The organism is Neptunicoccus sediminis (assembly GCF_001719615.1).
Classification (GTDB): Bacteria; Pseudomonadota; Alphaproteobacteria; order Rhodobacterales; family Rhodobacteraceae; genus Amylibacter; species Amylibacter sediminis.
This window is the reverse complement of the sequence record NZ_MDVX01000004.1, coordinates 45,042-61,851: the sequence shown is the minus strand read 5'-3', so window position 1 is coordinate 61,851 and position 16,810 is coordinate 45,042. Positions and strand designations below refer to the sequence as shown.

The 16,810-nt window shown below is 58.5% G+C and carries 13 protein-coding genes; all 13 read right to left on the bottom strand.

Going from position 1 to position 16,810, the window contains the following annotated elements:
* Nucleotides 1-8: 8 nt before the first annotated feature.
* Nucleotides 9-1,619 carry an NTP transferase domain-containing protein gene (locus BFV97_RS19205; protein ID WP_069299990.1) on the bottom strand — a complete coding sequence of 537 codons (1,611 nt, stop codon included), beginning with the start codon at nucleotides 1,617-1,619 and terminating at the stop codon, nucleotides 9-11.
* Nucleotides 1,616-2,590, bottom strand: a complete 975-nt coding sequence (locus BFV97_RS08765; protein WP_069299989.1) for an XdhC family protein — start codon at nucleotides 2,588-2,590, stop codon at nucleotides 1,616-1,618. Before BFV97_RS08765 ends, BFV97_RS19205 begins: the two co-directional genes overlap by 4 nt.
* Complete coding sequence (locus BFV97_RS08760; RefSeq protein ID WP_069299988.1) at nucleotides 2,587-3,828, bottom strand: vWA domain-containing protein; 1,242 nt, start codon at nucleotides 3,826-3,828, stop codon at nucleotides 2,587-2,589. The genes BFV97_RS08765 and BFV97_RS08760 overlap by 4 nt, the downstream gene beginning before the upstream one ends.
* 7 nt (nucleotides 3,829-3,835) lie before the next feature.
* Nucleotides 3,836-4,762, bottom strand: coding sequence for an AAA family ATPase (locus BFV97_RS08755; RefSeq protein ID WP_069299987.1), 927 nt, complete (start codon nucleotides 4,760-4,762; stop codon nucleotides 3,836-3,838).
* 180 nt (nucleotides 4,763-4,942) lie between these two features.
* Nucleotides 4,943-6,205: a GTPase HflX gene (gene hflX, locus BFV97_RS08750; RefSeq protein WP_069299986.1), complete on the bottom strand. Its 1,263-nt coding sequence runs from the start codon at nucleotides 6,203-6,205 to the stop codon at nucleotides 4,943-4,945.
* A 3-nt stretch (nucleotides 6,206-6,208) separates the two neighbouring features.
* Nucleotides 6,209-6,445 carry an RNA chaperone Hfq gene (gene hfq / locus BFV97_RS08745; protein WP_069299985.1) on the bottom strand — a complete coding sequence of 79 codons (237 nt, stop codon included), beginning with the start codon at nucleotides 6,443-6,445 and terminating at the stop codon, nucleotides 6,209-6,211.
* 130 nt (nucleotides 6,446-6,575) lie between these two features.
* The gene (locus BFV97_RS08740; RefSeq protein ID WP_245667668.1) at nucleotides 6,576-8,024 is read right to left on the bottom strand and encodes a TrkH family potassium uptake protein; all 1,449 of its coding nucleotides are present in this window, start codon (nucleotides 8,022-8,024) and stop codon (nucleotides 6,576-6,578) included.
* 61 nt (nucleotides 8,025-8,085) lie between these two features.
* Nucleotides 8,086-9,462 (bottom strand): Trk system potassium transporter TrkA, encoded by a 1,377-nt coding sequence (trkA, locus tag BFV97_RS08735; RefSeq protein ID WP_069299983.1) that lies wholly within the window; start codon nucleotides 9,460-9,462, stop codon nucleotides 8,086-8,088.
* A gap of 49 nt (nucleotides 9,463-9,511) precedes the next feature.
* The gene (ntrX, locus tag BFV97_RS08730; RefSeq protein WP_069299982.1) at nucleotides 9,512-10,927 is read right to left on the bottom strand and encodes a nitrogen assimilation response regulator NtrX; all 1,416 of its coding nucleotides are present in this window, start codon (nucleotides 10,925-10,927) and stop codon (nucleotides 9,512-9,514) included.
* 27 nt (nucleotides 10,928-10,954) lie between these two features.
* A complete protein-coding gene (locus BFV97_RS08725; RefSeq protein ID WP_069299981.1) occupies nucleotides 10,955-13,201 on the bottom strand; it encodes a sensor histidine kinase NtrY-like in 2,247 nt (748 codons plus the stop codon).
* A gap of 48 nt (nucleotides 13,202-13,249) precedes the next feature.
* Nucleotides 13,250-14,635, bottom strand: coding sequence for a sigma 54-interacting transcriptional regulator (locus tag BFV97_RS08720; protein WP_069299980.1), 1,386 nt, complete (start codon nucleotides 14,633-14,635; stop codon nucleotides 13,250-13,252).
* Entirely contained in the window at nucleotides 14,635-15,744 is a 1,110-nt protein-coding gene (locus tag BFV97_RS08715; RefSeq protein ID WP_069299979.1) for a two-component system sensor histidine kinase NtrB, read from the bottom strand. The genes BFV97_RS08720 and BFV97_RS08715 overlap by 1 nt, the downstream gene beginning before the upstream one ends.
* Nucleotides 15,741-16,730, bottom strand: coding sequence for a tRNA dihydrouridine synthase DusB (gene dusB / locus BFV97_RS08710; RefSeq protein WP_069299978.1), 990 nt, complete (start codon nucleotides 16,728-16,730; stop codon nucleotides 15,741-15,743). The genes BFV97_RS08715 and dusB overlap by 4 nt, the downstream gene beginning before the upstream one ends.
* Nucleotides 16,731-16,810: the final 80 nt, after the last annotated feature.

Genomic DNA, 16,810 nt, shown 5'->3' with positions numbered 1-16,810 from the left:
TCAAGCGGTCAGGACGAAGCACGCTCCTCAAGCCAGTTGTCCCAAGCCTCGGGCGTGTCAAGATCAACCAGAACCCCCGCCCCCCGTGGCACCAGACGCAGATTGTCAGATTCCGCGTCGATCAGGGATTTCGCGCCGCTATCCCCCTCAAGGCTGGCCACCGATTCAAAATAGCGCTTGTCAAACAGCACCGGATTGCCCCGTTTCCCGTTCGGGGCCACCGGTGCCACGATTGCAGCCCCCCGCGCAGGATCATACCCGTTGATCAACGCGTCAATGTCATCGGCAGTAACCTCTGGCATATCGGCAAGGGCGATGATCACGGCTCCAGCCTCGGGGGGGAGCGCGTTGATACCGGCCCGCAGGCTTGCAGCAAGTCCGCTTGACGCATCACGGGCCGGCACCAGTTGCGCATTACAACCCTCCAGAACCTTTTCGACGGCAGTGTTTTGCGGGTTTATAACGATGCTGAGCCCACCCGCGCGGGACCTCAGCAAGCGTTCCGCCGTGCGCCGGACCAGCGGCACCCCGTCAATTTCCCGCAACAGTTTGTGCGCGCCCTGCATCCGGCGCGACTGACCTGCGGCCAACAACAGGATATGAGGCGCAGCAGATTTCCCCGACTTGCGGATGCGGCGGGGTTGCGGGCGGGCGGGAACCTCTTTCAACAGGCCGCCCACCCCCATCAGGGCAATGTCGTCATGGGACACAGGCAGTCCGGCCATCAGCCTTTCCAGCACCCAGTCTACCCCGTTCAAGGCAGGGGATCGGCAACATCCGGGCAGTCCCACCAGAGGCTTGCCCGCAAGTTCCCCCAGAAACAGCAGGTTTCCCGGATCAACCGGCATGCCAAATCGGGTAAGCCTGCCGCCCGCATCCACCAGCCCCGCCGGAGCAACGTCATTGCTGTCTGACGTAGCAGAAGCCCCGAGGATCAGCACCATGTCCGCACCCCCGGCCCGCCGGATCGCCGCTGCGATGTCGTTTTGCGTGTGGGGCACGGTTTCCACCCCCTCAAGCGACAGTCCCAGCGTAACGGCACGTGCACGCACAGCCGCCTCGCCCTTATCCAGCAGGGACGGTTTGAAACCGGAGGTGCGCGTCAGGATCAGTTGCGCGGTTTTGGGGCGGAACGGATGCAGGGTCAGACAGTCAGCGGACAGCTTCGCCGCAGCCTGTACCACCTTGTCCCGTGGCACCGCGTAGGGGATGATCTTGATCGTGGCGACCATCGTGCCCTCATTCACACGCGCATAATCCGGCAGGGTCGCGATGGTGATGGAGGGGTCTACCGTGTTAAACGCCGTGATCGAACTGGCATCCAGCCGCAGCACTCCGGCGCCTGTTGCGATCAGATTGACCCGTCCGTTCAATGGCTCTGTCACTCGGATCAGCGGCGCGGCAAGTCCCGCAGCCAGTTCCGCCGCCGCCGCATTTTCTTCAACGTCGTCGGGGCAGAACTGCGCCACTGTCAGTTCCGTCACAAAAAGCGCTTCCAGTCTGGTTATATCCTCGGCACGGATCACATGACCCTTGGCCAGCCGCAGCCCATCCTGATGAAAGGAATGGGCCAGCGTATGCCCGAGCGTTTCGCGCAGGGGAAGCGGTCCGAATTTCATCGCTTGCGCAGGATTTGGGTCATCTCGGCCATGACCGACAGGGCAATTTCCGCCGGAGTGGCCGCGCCGATGTCCAGTCCCACAGGCCCGCTGATCCGGTCGATCTGCGCAGCCTCAAATCCGAGTTTTTCCAGTTGCGCCCGCCGTTTGGCATGGGTGCGACCGGACCCGAGCGCCCCGATATAAAACGCATCCGATTTCAAACCGGCCGCCAGCGCGGGCGTGTCAAGTTTGGGATCATGGGTCAGCGTTACAAGGGCGGTGCGGGCATCAAGTCCAAGCTGTTCAACGGCAGCATCCGGCCAGTCGTTCAGAATGGTTTCATCCGGAAACCGTGACTGGCTGGCAAAACTGTCCCGTGGGTCCACCAGAAACGGCGCATATCCCGCAATTCTTGCCATCGGCAGCAGGGCTTGGGCGATATGAACAGCCCCGACAACCACCAGCCGCAGCGGCGGGTTCTGGATCACAGTGAACACATCCCCGTCCATGCCGGATTTATCCGAGGCAAACCGTGTCTGTGCATCCGCAGGCCCGATCAACCTGCGGTGCCAGTTGGTCAGGTTGGTCTGGATACCCACGGGTCGGCGGGCTTCGCGGGCCTTGGCAATCGCTTCAATATCCTGCACATCCGGCCCCTGCCCGATGCCCACAGGTTCGACCAGCACTTTGATCGTCCCGCCGCAGGCCAGCCCGACAGCAAAGACCTCTTCATCAGAGACACCGTATTCCAGCAGGCGGCAATCCCCTGTTTCAAGCGCCTCCAGCGCCTCAGCCACCACCGCGCCTTCGACGCAGCCCCCCGAAACCGAGCCCTGAAACTCACCATCATCGCGGATCGCCAGTTGCGCGCCCACAGGTCGCGGCGCACTGCCCCATGTTTCCACCACCGTGGCAAGGGCGGCGCGGTGGCCGTGATTGATATAGTCGAGCACCACTTCGGGCATATTGTCGGGATTTGTCTGTGTCATAGCATCGCCATCAATCGTTGTTTTTCGCCGGACCCGCCCGAGGACAGGGCCTCTGTCAGATCCCGCAGAGCATTCAGACTATGACAGGAATGGAAACTGTCAACATGGGGCAAGAGCGCACGGATGCCTGCGGCCTGCGGCGAAAACCCGTCCCAGCGCATCAGCGGGTTGAGCCAGATCACCTGACGGCTGGACAGGCGCAGGCGGCGGGCCTCGCGGGACAGTTCTTCGGGGTCCTGCCGTTCCAGTCCGTCCGTCACCAGCAGCACCACCGCCCCGCGGGACAGGACACGCCGCGACCAATTTTTGTTGAAGTCTGCAAGGGATTCCCCGATCCGCGTTCCCCCGTCCCAGTCCTTGGCCAGTTGCCCGACCGTTTTCAGCGCAGCGTCCGGATCCCGCTGGGACAGGCTGCGGGTGATATTGGTCAGGCGGGTGCCAAATGTAAAGCTGTGTACCTGCGCCCAACCTTGCCCCTTGGCCAGAGAAACCGAATGGAGGAAGTGCATGAACAGCCTTGAATAGGTGGACATGGAACCGGAAATATCACAGAGCGCCACCAGATCGGGGTTGCGGTGTCCTTGGGTTTTGCGGGGCAGTTTCAGGATTTCGCCCCCTGTGCGCATGGCCCCGCGCAATGTGGCACGGGCATCAATGCGGCTGCCGGAATGGCTCGGCGTCAGGCGGCGGTTGCGGATCGGTTTGATCGGCAGGCGCATCTGCGCAATCGCCTGTTTCGCCTCGGCCATTTCCCCATTGCTCATCTGCTCGAAATCCATAGATTGCAGCTTTTCGTTTGCAGAGAGGCTGAATTCTGCGTCCAGTTCAACTTCCTCGCGGGCATCCTCGACATCCGGCTGCGCCGGGGGCGGTGCGCCCTCCAGCATGGCCTCGGCCGCGCGCTGCTCTGCGGTTTTCGGGGCTTTGGGCGCGTTTTGGGTCTGGATCATCGGCAACATGGTCTGGATCATGGTCTCGATAAATTCGGGATCGCGCCAGAACATGGAAAACACCCGCTCGAACACGTCAAGATGTTCGGCGCGGGACACAAGACAGGCCCGCAGCGTAAAGAAGAAATCCCGCCTTTCGGTAAAACCCGCCGCTTCCACAGCGCGGATTGCGCCCAGTGTCTGGGCCGGCCCCACCGGAACACCGGCACGGCGCAGGGTGCGCACGAAATAGATGATGTTGCGCGATAATCGCCCCTGCGGAGGAAGGATACCGTTTGCGCGGATCATCGCCGGCTCATTGTGTGGCCAGACGTGCGCGGGCCGTATCAAGTATCCGCGTTGCCTCTGATCCGGCCAGTTTCGCAATATCGTCCTGATACTTCAAAACCGCCCCAAGCGTATCGGCAATGACCTCCGGCGAGAGCGCCACAGCATCCAGCGCCACTAGACATTTGGCCCAATCAATGGTTTCCGCAACACCCGGATTTTTGAACAGATCCGCTTCGCGCAGGGACTGGACAAAGGCCACAACCTCGCGGCTGAGGGTTTCGCTCGCCTCCGGCGCTCGGGCCTGCAGGATGTCAAATTCCCTCTCGAACGACGGGTAATCGACCCAGTGATAAAGACAGCGCCGCTTGAGCGCGTCATGCACTTCGCGGGTGCGGTTGGAGGTAAGGATCACGATCGGTGGCTCGGGGGCTTTGATGGTGCCAAGCTCGGGGATCGTCACCTGATAATCCGAAAGCGCCTCCAGCAGAAATGCCTCAAACGGTTCGTCGGTGCGGTCGATTTCATCAATCAACAGGATCGGCGGGCCGTTTTCATGGGGCTGCATTGCTTCGAGAAGCGGGCGGCGGATCAGATATTTGTCGCTGAACAGCGCATCTTCATCCAAACCACCCTCACCCGCAGCACGCAGAGCGATCATCTGGGCGGCGAAGTTCCATTCATAAACCGCCGAGGCCGCATCCAGCCCTTCGTAACACTGTAACCGGATCAGATCCCGCCCCAGCGCCTTGGCCAGCGTTTTGGCCAGTTCGGTTTTCCCGACACCTGCCTCGCCCTCCAGAAAAACGGGGCGTTTCAGGGTCAGGGCCAGATAGACCAGCGTGGCAAGTGCACGGTCGCAAATGTAGTTTTCATCCGACAGCATCGCTTGCGTTGCGTCGATGGATTGGGGCAGTGAGGGCTGGTTCGATGTCGGCCGGGGCGGTATGGGCATTGCAATATCCTTGGTTACCCAAAATGTAGCAGGTTTGGGTGCAAGGGAAAGGGCTGCAGCGTGATGGGGTGGTGCAAACACCGCCGGTTTACCCTGCGATGTGTCGCAGGGCTGAGACAGCGGTGATCTTCGCAAGCCGCCGAAGCCTCCGGCGGGGATATTTGACGAAAATGGAGCGGCCTAGCTGCCGTATTTTTCAAACTGCGCCGCTTGTTTGGCAGTCCATGTGACGGTGATCTTATAGCCCTGATCCCAGAGTTCTTCTTCGTCGATCACATTCTGCTCGAACAACCACGCGCGGCGTGCGCCTTCGGAAAAGGCAAGACGCAGGGTTTCGGTTGTTTTGGGATCGTCCAGCGCATTGGCCACACTGTCCAGCAACGTGTCGATGCCCTGCCCTGTCACGGCCGACAGGATCTCGATGTTGTCAGAGCGTTCCGCTGTGTTGCGGGCTGTCTCATATGCCTCGGGGGGGAGCAGGTCCACCTTGTTCCAGACCTCGATCATCGTATCACTGGCAGTCTGGCTGATCCCGAGATCGGTAAGAATATCCCTCACGTCCTCGGCCTGAGCCTCGGTTTCGGGATGGGCAATATCGCGCACGTGAAGGATCAGATCCGCATCGAGCACTTCTTCCAGCGTGGCGCGGAAAGCTGCGACCAGTTGGGTTGGCAGTTCGGAAATGAACCCCACCGTGTCTGACAGGATAATCTTGCGGCCCTCGGGCAGTTCCAATTCGCGCATGGTCGGATCCAGCGTGGCAAAGAGCATGTCTTTGGCCATCACATCCGCGCCGGTCAGTTTGTTGAACAGGGTGGATTTGCCCGCGTTGGTATAGCCCACAAGGGCAACAATCGGATAGGGCACCTTGGCACGGGCAGCGCGGTGCAGCTCGCGGGTTTTCACCACTTTGGAGAGCTGTTTTTTCAGCCGGACAATCGCATCGTCAATAGCGCGGCGGTCGGATTCGATCTGTGTCTCACCGGCACCGCCCACAAAGCCCAGACCACCCCGCTGGCGTTCAAGGTGGGTCCAGGCGCGGACCAGACGGGTTTTGGAATAGCTGAGCGCGGCAAGGTCCACTTGCAGCACGCCTTCACGGGTGGCGGCGCGATCCGAGAAGATTTCCAGAATCAGACCGGTGCGATCCAGCACTTTCACTTTCCAGTGCCGTTCCAGATTGCGTTGCTGGATCGGGGAAACGGGGCCGTCGATGATGACAAGCGTCACCTCTTCGGCCTTGATCCGCGCATCCAGTTCTTCGAGTTTACCTTTCCCGAACAGCAAGCCGGCCTGCGGTTTGCGCAGGTTCACAACTTCGCCGTAGGCCACGTCCAGTTTCAGGGCATGGGCAAGGGACACAGCCTCTGCCAGAGCATGCTCTGGCGCGCGGCGTGTTTCCTGATTGGCGATATCGGGGTGGAGGACGCAGGCGCGTTCCAAGGATCAGCTTTCCTCGCCGTCGTACAACTGCACGGCCTGCGCCGGCATGATGGTCGAAATGGCGTGTTTGTAGACAAGCTGGCTTTGGCCGTCGCGACGCAATAGAACACAAAAGTTATCAAACCAGGTAATCATGCCCTGAAGCTTTACACCGTTGATCAGAAAGATCGTCACCGAGACCTTCTGTTTGCGAACATTGTTAAGGAATGCGTCCTGCAGGTTTTGTTTGTCGCCAGCCATTTTTGTCAGCTTTCAGTTTTATGCCCCGCATTGATTGGCGCGGGATATTGTTTTCGTTCCGAAAGAGCCTAAGAGACAATGACGGGGTTTGACCAGTAGAAAATTTCGTTTTTTAGCAAGCTGTGGTAATTTATCGCCAGTAATTGGGGTTCAGAACCGCGATCACGGCCAAAGCCTCCAACCGGCCGAGAATCATGGCCACACAGAGGATCAGTTTGCCGGTGTCCGAAATATTGGCATAGCCGGTAAAGCTCTCACCGGCGGCATGGGCCAGCGGACCGGTATTGGACATGCCAGCGGTTGCAAACAGGATGCTGTCGTCAAAGCTGATTCCCGTGGCCGAAAGCGCCAGCGCCACCAGACCGAGCGACAGGGCAAAGAGCATCAGGAAAATCCAAGCGATCTGCGCCCCCTCACGGCGGATCAGGCGCACGCGGCGCGATGATCCGGCGATAGAGTTCGGATGGTTGAGCCGCTGGATTTCCCGCTGGCTGTGTTTGTAAAGCGCATAGACCCGCAACAATTTCACCCCGCCCGCGGTGGTGGCGATACCACCGCCCATGACAGACAGGCTCATCAAAATCAGGCCGGTCGTGCCAAGGCCGGACCAGTTGCGTGCGCCCTCCCACGCGGCACTTTCAAATCCGGTGGTGGTCAAAAAGGACAGGACCATGAACATGGAGCCCCAGATCGCGGCAATGACGCTGGGCACCTCGGCCCCGGCCGAGACCTCATAGGCGGCGGTCCAGTGGCGCAGGAACAACAGAACGGGAATAATAATCAGACAGGCCAGCGCAAGGTTGATTTCCTTGTCGAGCTTCAGGTTCTGAAAGAATTCCTTGCTGCTGGCAAAGAAGAAAGAGTGGCGCGAGACAGCGAAGAACAGAAAGAGGAACATCAAAACCTCACCCGCATAACCGCTGCTGGCCCCCTCCAGACCGCCCACCGGAGAAATCCCGCTGGTGGAGACGATCGACATCGCATGGGAGACCGCCACCAGTGTGCGGTCACCGGCCACCAGCAGGGCCAGTGTCAGCGCCGCCGTAACCGCCAGATATATCGGGAAAATCTGTTCTCCGTACCGCGCAAGCCGTTGTTTGGCATCCGCACTGCCGATCTGGTTGCTCGACTTTTGCAATCCCTGCCCTGCGGCGAATATCTCAAATCCGCCGATGTTGAGAGGCGCAAAAATTGCCATCGCCACGACAAGGATAAAAAAACCGCCGACCCAGCCAGCAATCGCCCGCATCAGATGCAGCGGCGCCGGAACGATTGTCGGATCGTCAAACAGGGTTGCCCCTGTGGTTGTCAGGCTGCTGAGCATCTCAAAATAAGCCTGAAAGTAGGTGATCGAATTGATGAGATAGTTGAACGGCAGGGCCAGCAACGCGGGAATAACCAGAAACGACGCAAACACCGTCACAAGATAGTTACGCGCGGTATTGGGGGGCGAATAGCCCGACACGGCAATCCCGACCAGCGCAAGCAGGATCAGCAGGAAGGTTGTGTAGTAAAAGAAGGTGCGGGCCACCACCCAGTCTTCCAGCCGGATGGCAAAGACCATTGGCAGATACATCATCACCACTGCAAAACCCAGCAGCTGGACAAAGAGTGGAAGGGAGCGCAGCCAGGCCATTGCGTTAGAAAAAGTCGATCCGCACTTGCAGCAGCCGTTCTACGTCTTCGATATGGCGTGCAAGTGAGAATATCACCACGATGTCACCGTCTTCAATGCGCGTATCCCCTTCGGGGCGCAGGACTTTTTCGCCTTTTTTCACAGCCGCAATGATCGCGCCTTCGGGGATGTTGATGTCGCGGATTGCACTGCCTGAAATCGGAGAGGTGGACATCACCTGTGCTTCGATCACCTCGGCCTCGGCGTCGCCAATGGAATAGACCTGCCGGACCCGACCGTGGCGGATATGGCGCAGGATCGAGGAGACGGTTGTCGCGCGGGGATGGATGAATGCGTCAATGTTCAGGGGACGCATCAGCGGGGCCAGCCCGTTGTCATTCACAAGCGCCACCACCTGCGGACAGCCCTCGGCCTTGGCGCGGGTGGCGGTCAGAAGGTTGGTTTTGTCATCATCCGTCACCGCCAGAAGCGCATCTGCCTTATCGAGATTCGCCTCCATCAGCATGTCCATATCCAGCCCGTCACCGTGCAGCACAATGGTCCGTTCCAACGCCTCGGCAGCGCGTTCGGCCACGGGGCGGGATTTTTCGATCACCTTGGCCCGCACCCTGTCAGATCGTTTTTCCAGTTCGCTGGCAACGGCAAGGCCCACATTGCCACCGCCAATGATGATCACCCGTTCCCGCTTCTTGGTTGTTTTGCCAAAGATTTCCAGCGCGCGACCCACATCGTCCTTGTGGGTGAACAGATAAATCTGATCCCCGACGAACAACTGGTCCTCGGGGGTCGCGGTGAACAGGCGGTTGTCCCGACGTACGCCACAGACCAATGCGCGCAGGGTTGAAAACAGCTCTGACAGTTGGCGCAGCGGCGTGTTCACCACCGCGCAATCCTCGTCCAGCGTAATGCCGAGCATTTCCACCTGACCCATAAGAAAAGGTTCGCTGTCGAATGTAGAGGGCGCTGCCAACTGGCGCAGCGCGGCGGCGGCCACTTCTTTTTCCGGCGAAATCACAACGTCGATCGGCAGGTGGTCCCGTTGATACAGGTCGGTATAGATCACATCGAGATAAGATTGCGCCCGAAGGCGGGCAATCTTTCGCGGGACCGAGAACACCGAATGGGCCACCTGACACGTAACCATGTTCACTTCATCCGAATGGGTCGCCGCGATGATCATATCCGCATCCCGCGCCCCTGCACGGCGCAGGACATCGGGATAGCTGGCAAATCCGGCAATACCGGAAACATCAAGGGAATCCGTTGCCTGATTCACAAGGGCCGGATTGTTGTCCACGATGGTGACTTCATTGTTTTCCGCAGCAAGGTGGCGGGCAATCTGCCAGCCGACCTGTCCTGCGCCACATACGATAACCTTCATGTCAGGCTCCTGTCGCTATGGGCCTGTGCTACCAGTTTGGACGGCTGCGTCAATCGCCAAGGGTCTCCGCTGCCGCATCCTCTATTTCCGCGATGCGGGTACCGGCCTTGTTGGTAGTCACGACGTTGAGGGTTTTCAGCTTGCGGTGCAGCGCGCTGCGCTCCATCCCGACAAAATTGGCCGTGCGTGAGATATTTCCGCCAAAACGGTTGATCTGCGCCATCAGATATTCCCGCTCGAACATCTCGCGGGCTTCGCGCAGGGGCAGCATGGCATAGGTGTTGGACAAACCTGCGCCCTCACCGCCGTTACCGCTCTCGTTGCCGGGAATTTCGGAGGGTTCGATCTCGCCTTTATCGGGACCAAGGATCAGCACCCGTTCGATTACATTGCGCAACTGGCGCACGTTTCCGGGCCAGGTCATGGTCTGCAACAGGGCTTCGGTTTCTTCACCAAGCGGGCGCACAGGCAATCCCTGTGCCGCGTTGAGTTCTTCCATGAAATGCTGGGCCAGCAGCGCAATATCTTCGCGCCGCGCCTCCAGTGATGGCACATTGATCGGCACAACATTCAGACGATGGTACAATTCCTCGCGGAAGCGTCCGGCAGCGATTTCCTGTGTCAGATCGCGGTTTGTGGCCGATAGCACGCGAATATCCACCCGCACCTTGTCCGAACCGCCCACACGGGTGAAGGATTGCTCCACCAGAACCCGCAGGATTTTGGACTGGGTGCCAATAGGCATATCCGCCACTTCGTCAAAGAACACGATGCCGCCGTGGGCCTGTTCCAGCAGCCCCGGTTCAAACCCCCGCTCGCCGCCTTCCCGTCCGAACAGAACCTCTTCCATACGGTCCGGTTCGATGCTGGCAGAGTTGACCGAGACAAACGGCGCTTTGGCGCGGTCGGATTTGGAGTGGATGTAGCGTGCCGCCACTTCCTTGCCACAGCCCGAAGGCCCCGTCAGCATCACACGGCCGTTGGTTTTGGTCACTTTATCAAGCTGGCTTTGCAGATTACGGAATGCCGTGGACTGGCCAACCATAACCGAAGATGTCACATCCTTGACCTTTAGCTGCGCATTCTCGCGCCGCAAACGGGAGGTTTCCATCGCCCGCGCAATCACCACCATCAACTGGTCGATGTTAAAGGGTTTTTCGATAAAGTCGTAAGCACCCTGCTTTACCGCAGCCACAGCGATTTCGATATTACCGTGGCCGGAAATGATCACCACCGGAATATCGGGGTTATCGCGGCGCACGGTTTTCAGGATGTCGATCCCGTCCAGACGGCTGTCTTTCAGCCAGATATCCAGAATAATCAGATCCGGCGCGTCTTTGTTGATCTCTGCGAAAGTATCATCCGAATTGGCCGCCTTGCGGGTTGTATAACCCTCGTCCACCAGAATATCGGACACCAGTTCACGAATATCTTTTTCATCATCAACGACGAGAATGTCACCCATATTACCACTCCTGACAGTCGCCTTTGATCAGGCAACCTTTATATTTTCGGTTACGTTACTTAATTCATTCCCAAATGGCAAAACGATACGTGCCATTGCGCCGACCCGACCGGAGTCGTCGAATGCGGGCGCATCCAACAGTTCCAGCGTGCCGCCGTGTTCTTCAATAATCTTCTTCACAATCGGCAGTCCCAGTCCCGTGCCACTATCGCGATGTGTCACATAGGGTTCAAACAAACGGGAGCGGTTTTCCGCAGGCAGTCCCATGCCGTTATCCTGTATCTCGATCTCGGTCGCACCGTTTTCGCAACGCACGATCACTCGGATTTCCGGCGCAAAGCCTTCGGGTTTTTCCTCCATGCCTTCAATGGCTTCCCCGGCGTTCTTGATCAGGTTTGTCATCGCCTGATTGAACATGGTAGCGTCAATGACCGCGTGAATGCTGTCAGCTTTCATATCAAGGCTCACCTTGGTCGGGCTTAGTGCTGATTGCTGGAGCACCACCACATCGCGGATCAGTTTTGCAAGATCCTGATCCCGCCGTTCGGGTTCCGGCATGCGGGCAAATTTTGAGAATTCATCCACAATCCGGCGCAAATCATTAGTTTGCCGGATAATAACATCCGCATATTGGGCAAGATCCGCACCTTCATCGCCCAGTTTCGGGCCGAATTTGCGCTTCATCCGTTCCGCTGACAGCTGGATGGGCGTCAACGGGTTTTTGATCTCATGGGCGATCCGGCGGGCCACATCCCCCCAAGCCGCCATGCGCTGGGCCGAGACAAGCGAGGTCACATCGTCAAAGGTCACAACATAGCCTTCAAGCTCGTCGTCCTCTGAGACGCGCTTGGCTACCCGCACCAGCAGGATTTCGGGACTTCCGGTGCGGGTCAGCCTGATTTCCTCTTGCGCAACGCCGCTGGATTTTTCTTCGAGTTTGGCAAAAAGGCCGCTGAACTCCGGCACGGCAAGAACCAGTTCAACGTTTACGTCCTGCTCTTCATCAAGGCCGAGCAGCCGCGCCGCTGCGGTGTTCATCATGGCGATCCGGCCATGTTCGTTCAGCCCGATCACACCCGCCGTCACCCCCGACAGTACGCTGTCAAACAGACGGCGGCGCCGTTCGGTCCGCTCGTTCGCTTCGATCAGGTCGTCGTGCTGGCGTTTCACCTGCTGGGTCATCCGGTTAAATATCCGCCCGAGCATGGCGATTTCGTCGTCGCTGTCCTCTTCGCGGACCTGCACCCCCAAATCACCCTCGCCCACACGCTCCACCGCCCCTGCAAGGCGGGCCACAGGTCGGGACAGACGTTCGGCAAACCACAGGCCCAGCCAGATCGCCGCCAGAATCACGATCAGGGCAAAAGCCATGTAGATCAGCGCCAGATCAAACAAAAGCTGGTCGCGCTCCTGCTCGCCCTGATTATACAGCGCAACGGTTTCCTTGGTCTCATCCAGCAGGTTCAGGATTTCCCCGTCCACGCGGCGGGACACATAGATATAGCGGTCCGGATAGGTGGTCAGCCGCACAAGCGCGCGAAACTCGTTATTGTCCCAATCCTGAATGACAACCGTTTTGCCCGCTTCGGCCTCTCGCAAACTGTTTTCAGAGGGCGGCTCGAAATCAAACAGATAGCTCCGCTCGCCCCGAGCCCGCAGGTTTGCGGCCCCATCTATGACGAAGGCTTCCTTCAACCCCCGCTGGATGCGCTGCTGGCCAAGCGTCAGCGACGAACGCAATTCCGCCTCCGCATTGATCCCGAGGATGCGTCGCTGCTGGTTCAGAAACTGCGCCAGCAATTGCGCGTCTGCCACCAGATCATTGCGCTGCTCGTTTTCATAAGCCTGTGCCGCGGCGAGCGAATTTCCCACCACGTTCTGCACACGGGTCGAGAACCAGTTCTCAAACCCGAAGTTCAGCAAAATCGTCGAAATCACCGCCACCATGACCGTCGGCACCAGCGCTACAAAGGCAAAAACGCCGGACAAACGCATGTGCAACCGCGATCCGGCGGTCTTTTTGTTGCGAGCGGTGACAATGCGCAGGATTCGCTGGCTAACCAATGCGGCCACCACTAGCACGTAGACAAAATCGCAGAGCAAAACAAAACGGATCAGGTCGTTAGAGACCGATCCGTTGGTCGCACGCAGCACAAAATAGGTGGTGAACACCAGAATCGGCGCTAGGAGGGCCAGCGAAATCGCAAAGACCGTCTGCACCCGCCGCCTTTTACGCCAGGTGTTTAAGCGCCGCCAAAGAATACCAAGATGCATATTATACTGCTCTGCCGTTTCAGAAGTGCATCACTTACTGTTGCCGTTTTACGTCAACTTCTTGGTCCTTGTCACCTGTATATCGAGCTCGCGGATTTTTTTGCGCAACGTATTCCGGTTTATTCCCAATAATTCAGCCGTGCGGATCTGGTTTCCGCGCGTCGCGCTGAGCGATAGAGCCAGCAGCGGCAGCTCCACTTCGCGCAGGATACGGTTGTAGAGTCCGGGCGGTGGCAGCGCATCCCCGTGCAGGTCGAAATACCGTTTGATATGGGCCTCTACCGATGCCGACAGGCGGTCTGCCACCACGGGCGTGCCGCTGTGCTCCTGCTCGGCCATGTCTTTAAGCGCTTTGGATACAAATTCGCTAGAGATTTCATCTTCTGGACACAAGATCACCAGCCGCTGGATGAAATTCTGCAATCCCCGCACGTTACCAGGCCATTTTGCCAGTCGCATCTGGTCCATTGCGGATTTGGTCAGGGTTTTGCGCGGCATACCTTTCGCCGCACAATCCTGAAGGAAATGCTGGCTCAGGTCTGCAATATCTTCGATCCGGTCCCGCAATGGGGGCAGCACAATCGGCATCACGTTCAAGCGATAGAACAGATCCTCACGGAACAGACCGTCATTCACCAGCGGCAGCATCGGGCGGTTGGACGAGGACACAAAGCGAAGGCTCTGACGCTGGATTGCATCCGATTGGGTCAAGCCCAGCAGATGCAGCTGGCTTTCCGGTGACAATTCGCCCAGTTCGTCCAGATAGACGGTGCCACCCTGCCCTGCCTCGTTTGCAACGGCGCGGTCCAGGTGTTCGGGGGTGGCTGTGCCACAGTTGATTCGCACAAATTCTGTCTGCGCGCGATTGCCCAGATCATGCAGCGCACGGGCCAGCAGGTCTTTTCCGGTGCCGCTTTCGCCCTGAATAAGCACATTCAGATCCGTATTCACCACACGGGCCACGATGCGGTAGACCTCTTGCATCGCAGGGCTACCCCCCACCAAGGGTAGCGCAGGTTCCGCCGCTTCCAGTGCATGGGTCTTGACCGGATCAGGCTGGTTTGCATGGCCAGGACGGTTCAGCGCCTTAGAGACTTTGGACAGCAGGTCCCGCAGATCAAAGGGTTTGGGCACGTAATCAAACGCCCCCGCTTCTGAAGCGCGGATGGCCGTCACGACGGTATTTTGCGCTGAAATCACAATAACCGGAAGGTTGGGACGGCGCTTCATAATGGCAGGCAGCAGGTCCAGCCCGTTGCCATCGGGCATCATCACATCCGAAACAACCGCATCGCCTTCGCCCTCTTCCACCCAGCGCCACAGCGTTGCGGTGTTGCTGGTGGCCCGTACCTTGCATCCGGCCCGCGTCAGCGCCTGTGTCAGAACGGTGCGAATGGTGCGATCGTCATCGGCAACAAGAACAGTTCCATCCATCAGTGTATTCCTTTTTTGGCGCGCCACACAGGCAGGCGCAGGGTAAAGGTCGTGCGACCCGGCATGCTGTCACAATCAATCAGCCCGCCGTGTCCCAAGACAATTTTAGAGACCAACGGCAGCCCCAGACCACTGCCGTTGGATTTGCTGGTGACAAAGGGATCGAAAATCTCGGAAATCAGCGTTTCTGCGATCCCGTGCCCGTTGTCGGTAATATCAATCTGAAGCGGCAGGGTTTCGGTGCGCTTGCCTGCCACGGCGAATTTCACGCCGGAATTGTAAGAGGTGCGCAGCCTGATCCGTCCGTGGGTGCTGTCGACCGCTTCGGCAGCGTTTTTGATCAGGTTCTGGAAGACCTGCAACAACTGGTCGGAATCCCCTGCCGCATCTGGCAATGATGGATCGTAATCCACTGAAAACGATACATGTTTCGCAAATCCCGCCTGCGCCGCCCGCACCGCGCGGTCCAGCACGTCGTGGATATTCACTGCAGAGCGTTGGGTGGGGCGGTCATCCCCAAAATGTTCTACCTTATCAATCAGTTTGCCGATCCGCTTGGTCTCCTGCTCGATCAACTCTGTCAGTTCCCTGTCTTCCGGCGAAGCGTTCATCGCCAAAAGCTGCGCCGCACCGGAAATACCCGCCAACGGATTGCGCAATTCATGGGCGAGCATGGCAGACATGGCCACAACAGACCGCGCCGCCGCCATATGGGTCAGAGAGCGGCTCATCTTCTGTGCAACGCCGGTGGGCTGGATGATTAGCAGCAAATCGTCGGAATCGCTGCTTACCGGCCCCACGTGCACATTGCAGCGCACCGGAGTGAGGTCGTTCAGGGCAACATCCACGTTATATTGCATCAGTGAGCCGGCCTTGTTCCGCGCCTGCGCTACCGTTTCCGCAATCACCGAATCCGCCCCGAACAGGCTCTCGACACTGCGGTTTCGCAGGATTTTGGCTGATATTTTCACCATCTGCTCCCCTGCGCTATTGCTCAGACGCAGGTGGTTATCCGTGCCAAGCACGAAAGCTGGAAACGGCAGATTGGCCCAAATCTGTTCAAAATTCTCCGGCGCGAACCCGTTGGTCACTGGTTCGGCGCTGCTCATGCGGCCACGTCCTGCCGGAACTCTGTTGGCAATTGCGAGATGAGCTTTAACACGCGGGCGTTGTCGGCTTCCGTGTAAATCTGCTTGCGCAATTCGGTGGGCGTAGGCAGCACATCCATATACCATCCCAGATGCTTGCGGGCGACACGGTTGCCCAATTCAGCGCCATAGAAGGTGAGCATCGCCTCGTAGTGTTCTGAAATCATGTCAATAAAATCGCTTCCCTGCGGAATCTCCGGCGCATCCCCACCAAAAAGTTCTGCCGCGATCAATGCTGGCATCCAAGGACGCCCCTGCGCACCGCGCCCGACCATGACACCATCCGCCCCCGACAGCTCCATCGCGCGGCGGGCGGTTTTTACATCGACAATATCCCCGTTGGCCACAACCGGCACAGAGACCGCCTGTTTTACGCCTCTGATCGCCGCCCAATCCGCGTTGCCCTTATAGAACTGACAGCGGGTGCGCCCGTGAATGGTGATCATCTGCACCCCTGCCTGCTCTGCACGCGCGGCAAGTTCGGGGGCGTTCAGCAAATCGTCGTTCCAGCCGAGCCGCGTTTTCAGCGTGACAGGCACATCCACAGCCGCAATCACCGCTTCGATCAGGGACACCGCGTGGTCGAGATCCTTCATCAGCGCCGAGCCGGAATAGCCATTCGTGACCTTTTTGGCCGGACATCCCATATTAATATCAATGATTTGCGCCCCGTTACCAGCGCAGAGCTTGGCGCATTCGGACATCCAATAGGCATCCTTCCCCGCGATTTGCACCGAGGTATTGGCGGCATGAAACCCCAGTTCGGCCCGCGCCTGCGCCGAGGGGCGTTTCTCAATCATTTCCTGACTGGCCACCATTTCGGACACGACAAGTCCGGCACCAAAGCGGCTTACCAGAGTGCGAAAGGGCAAATCCGTGATTCCGGCCAGCGGTGCAAGCAGCACAGGCGGTGTGATTGCCTTATTTCCGATCATTATTTGGGTCATGCCTCTTTCTTGGGCATGTGGACGGGAAATGCAAGAGCAACCCGACAGAAACACCCCATTGTGACGTTCCGTCCCTTTGG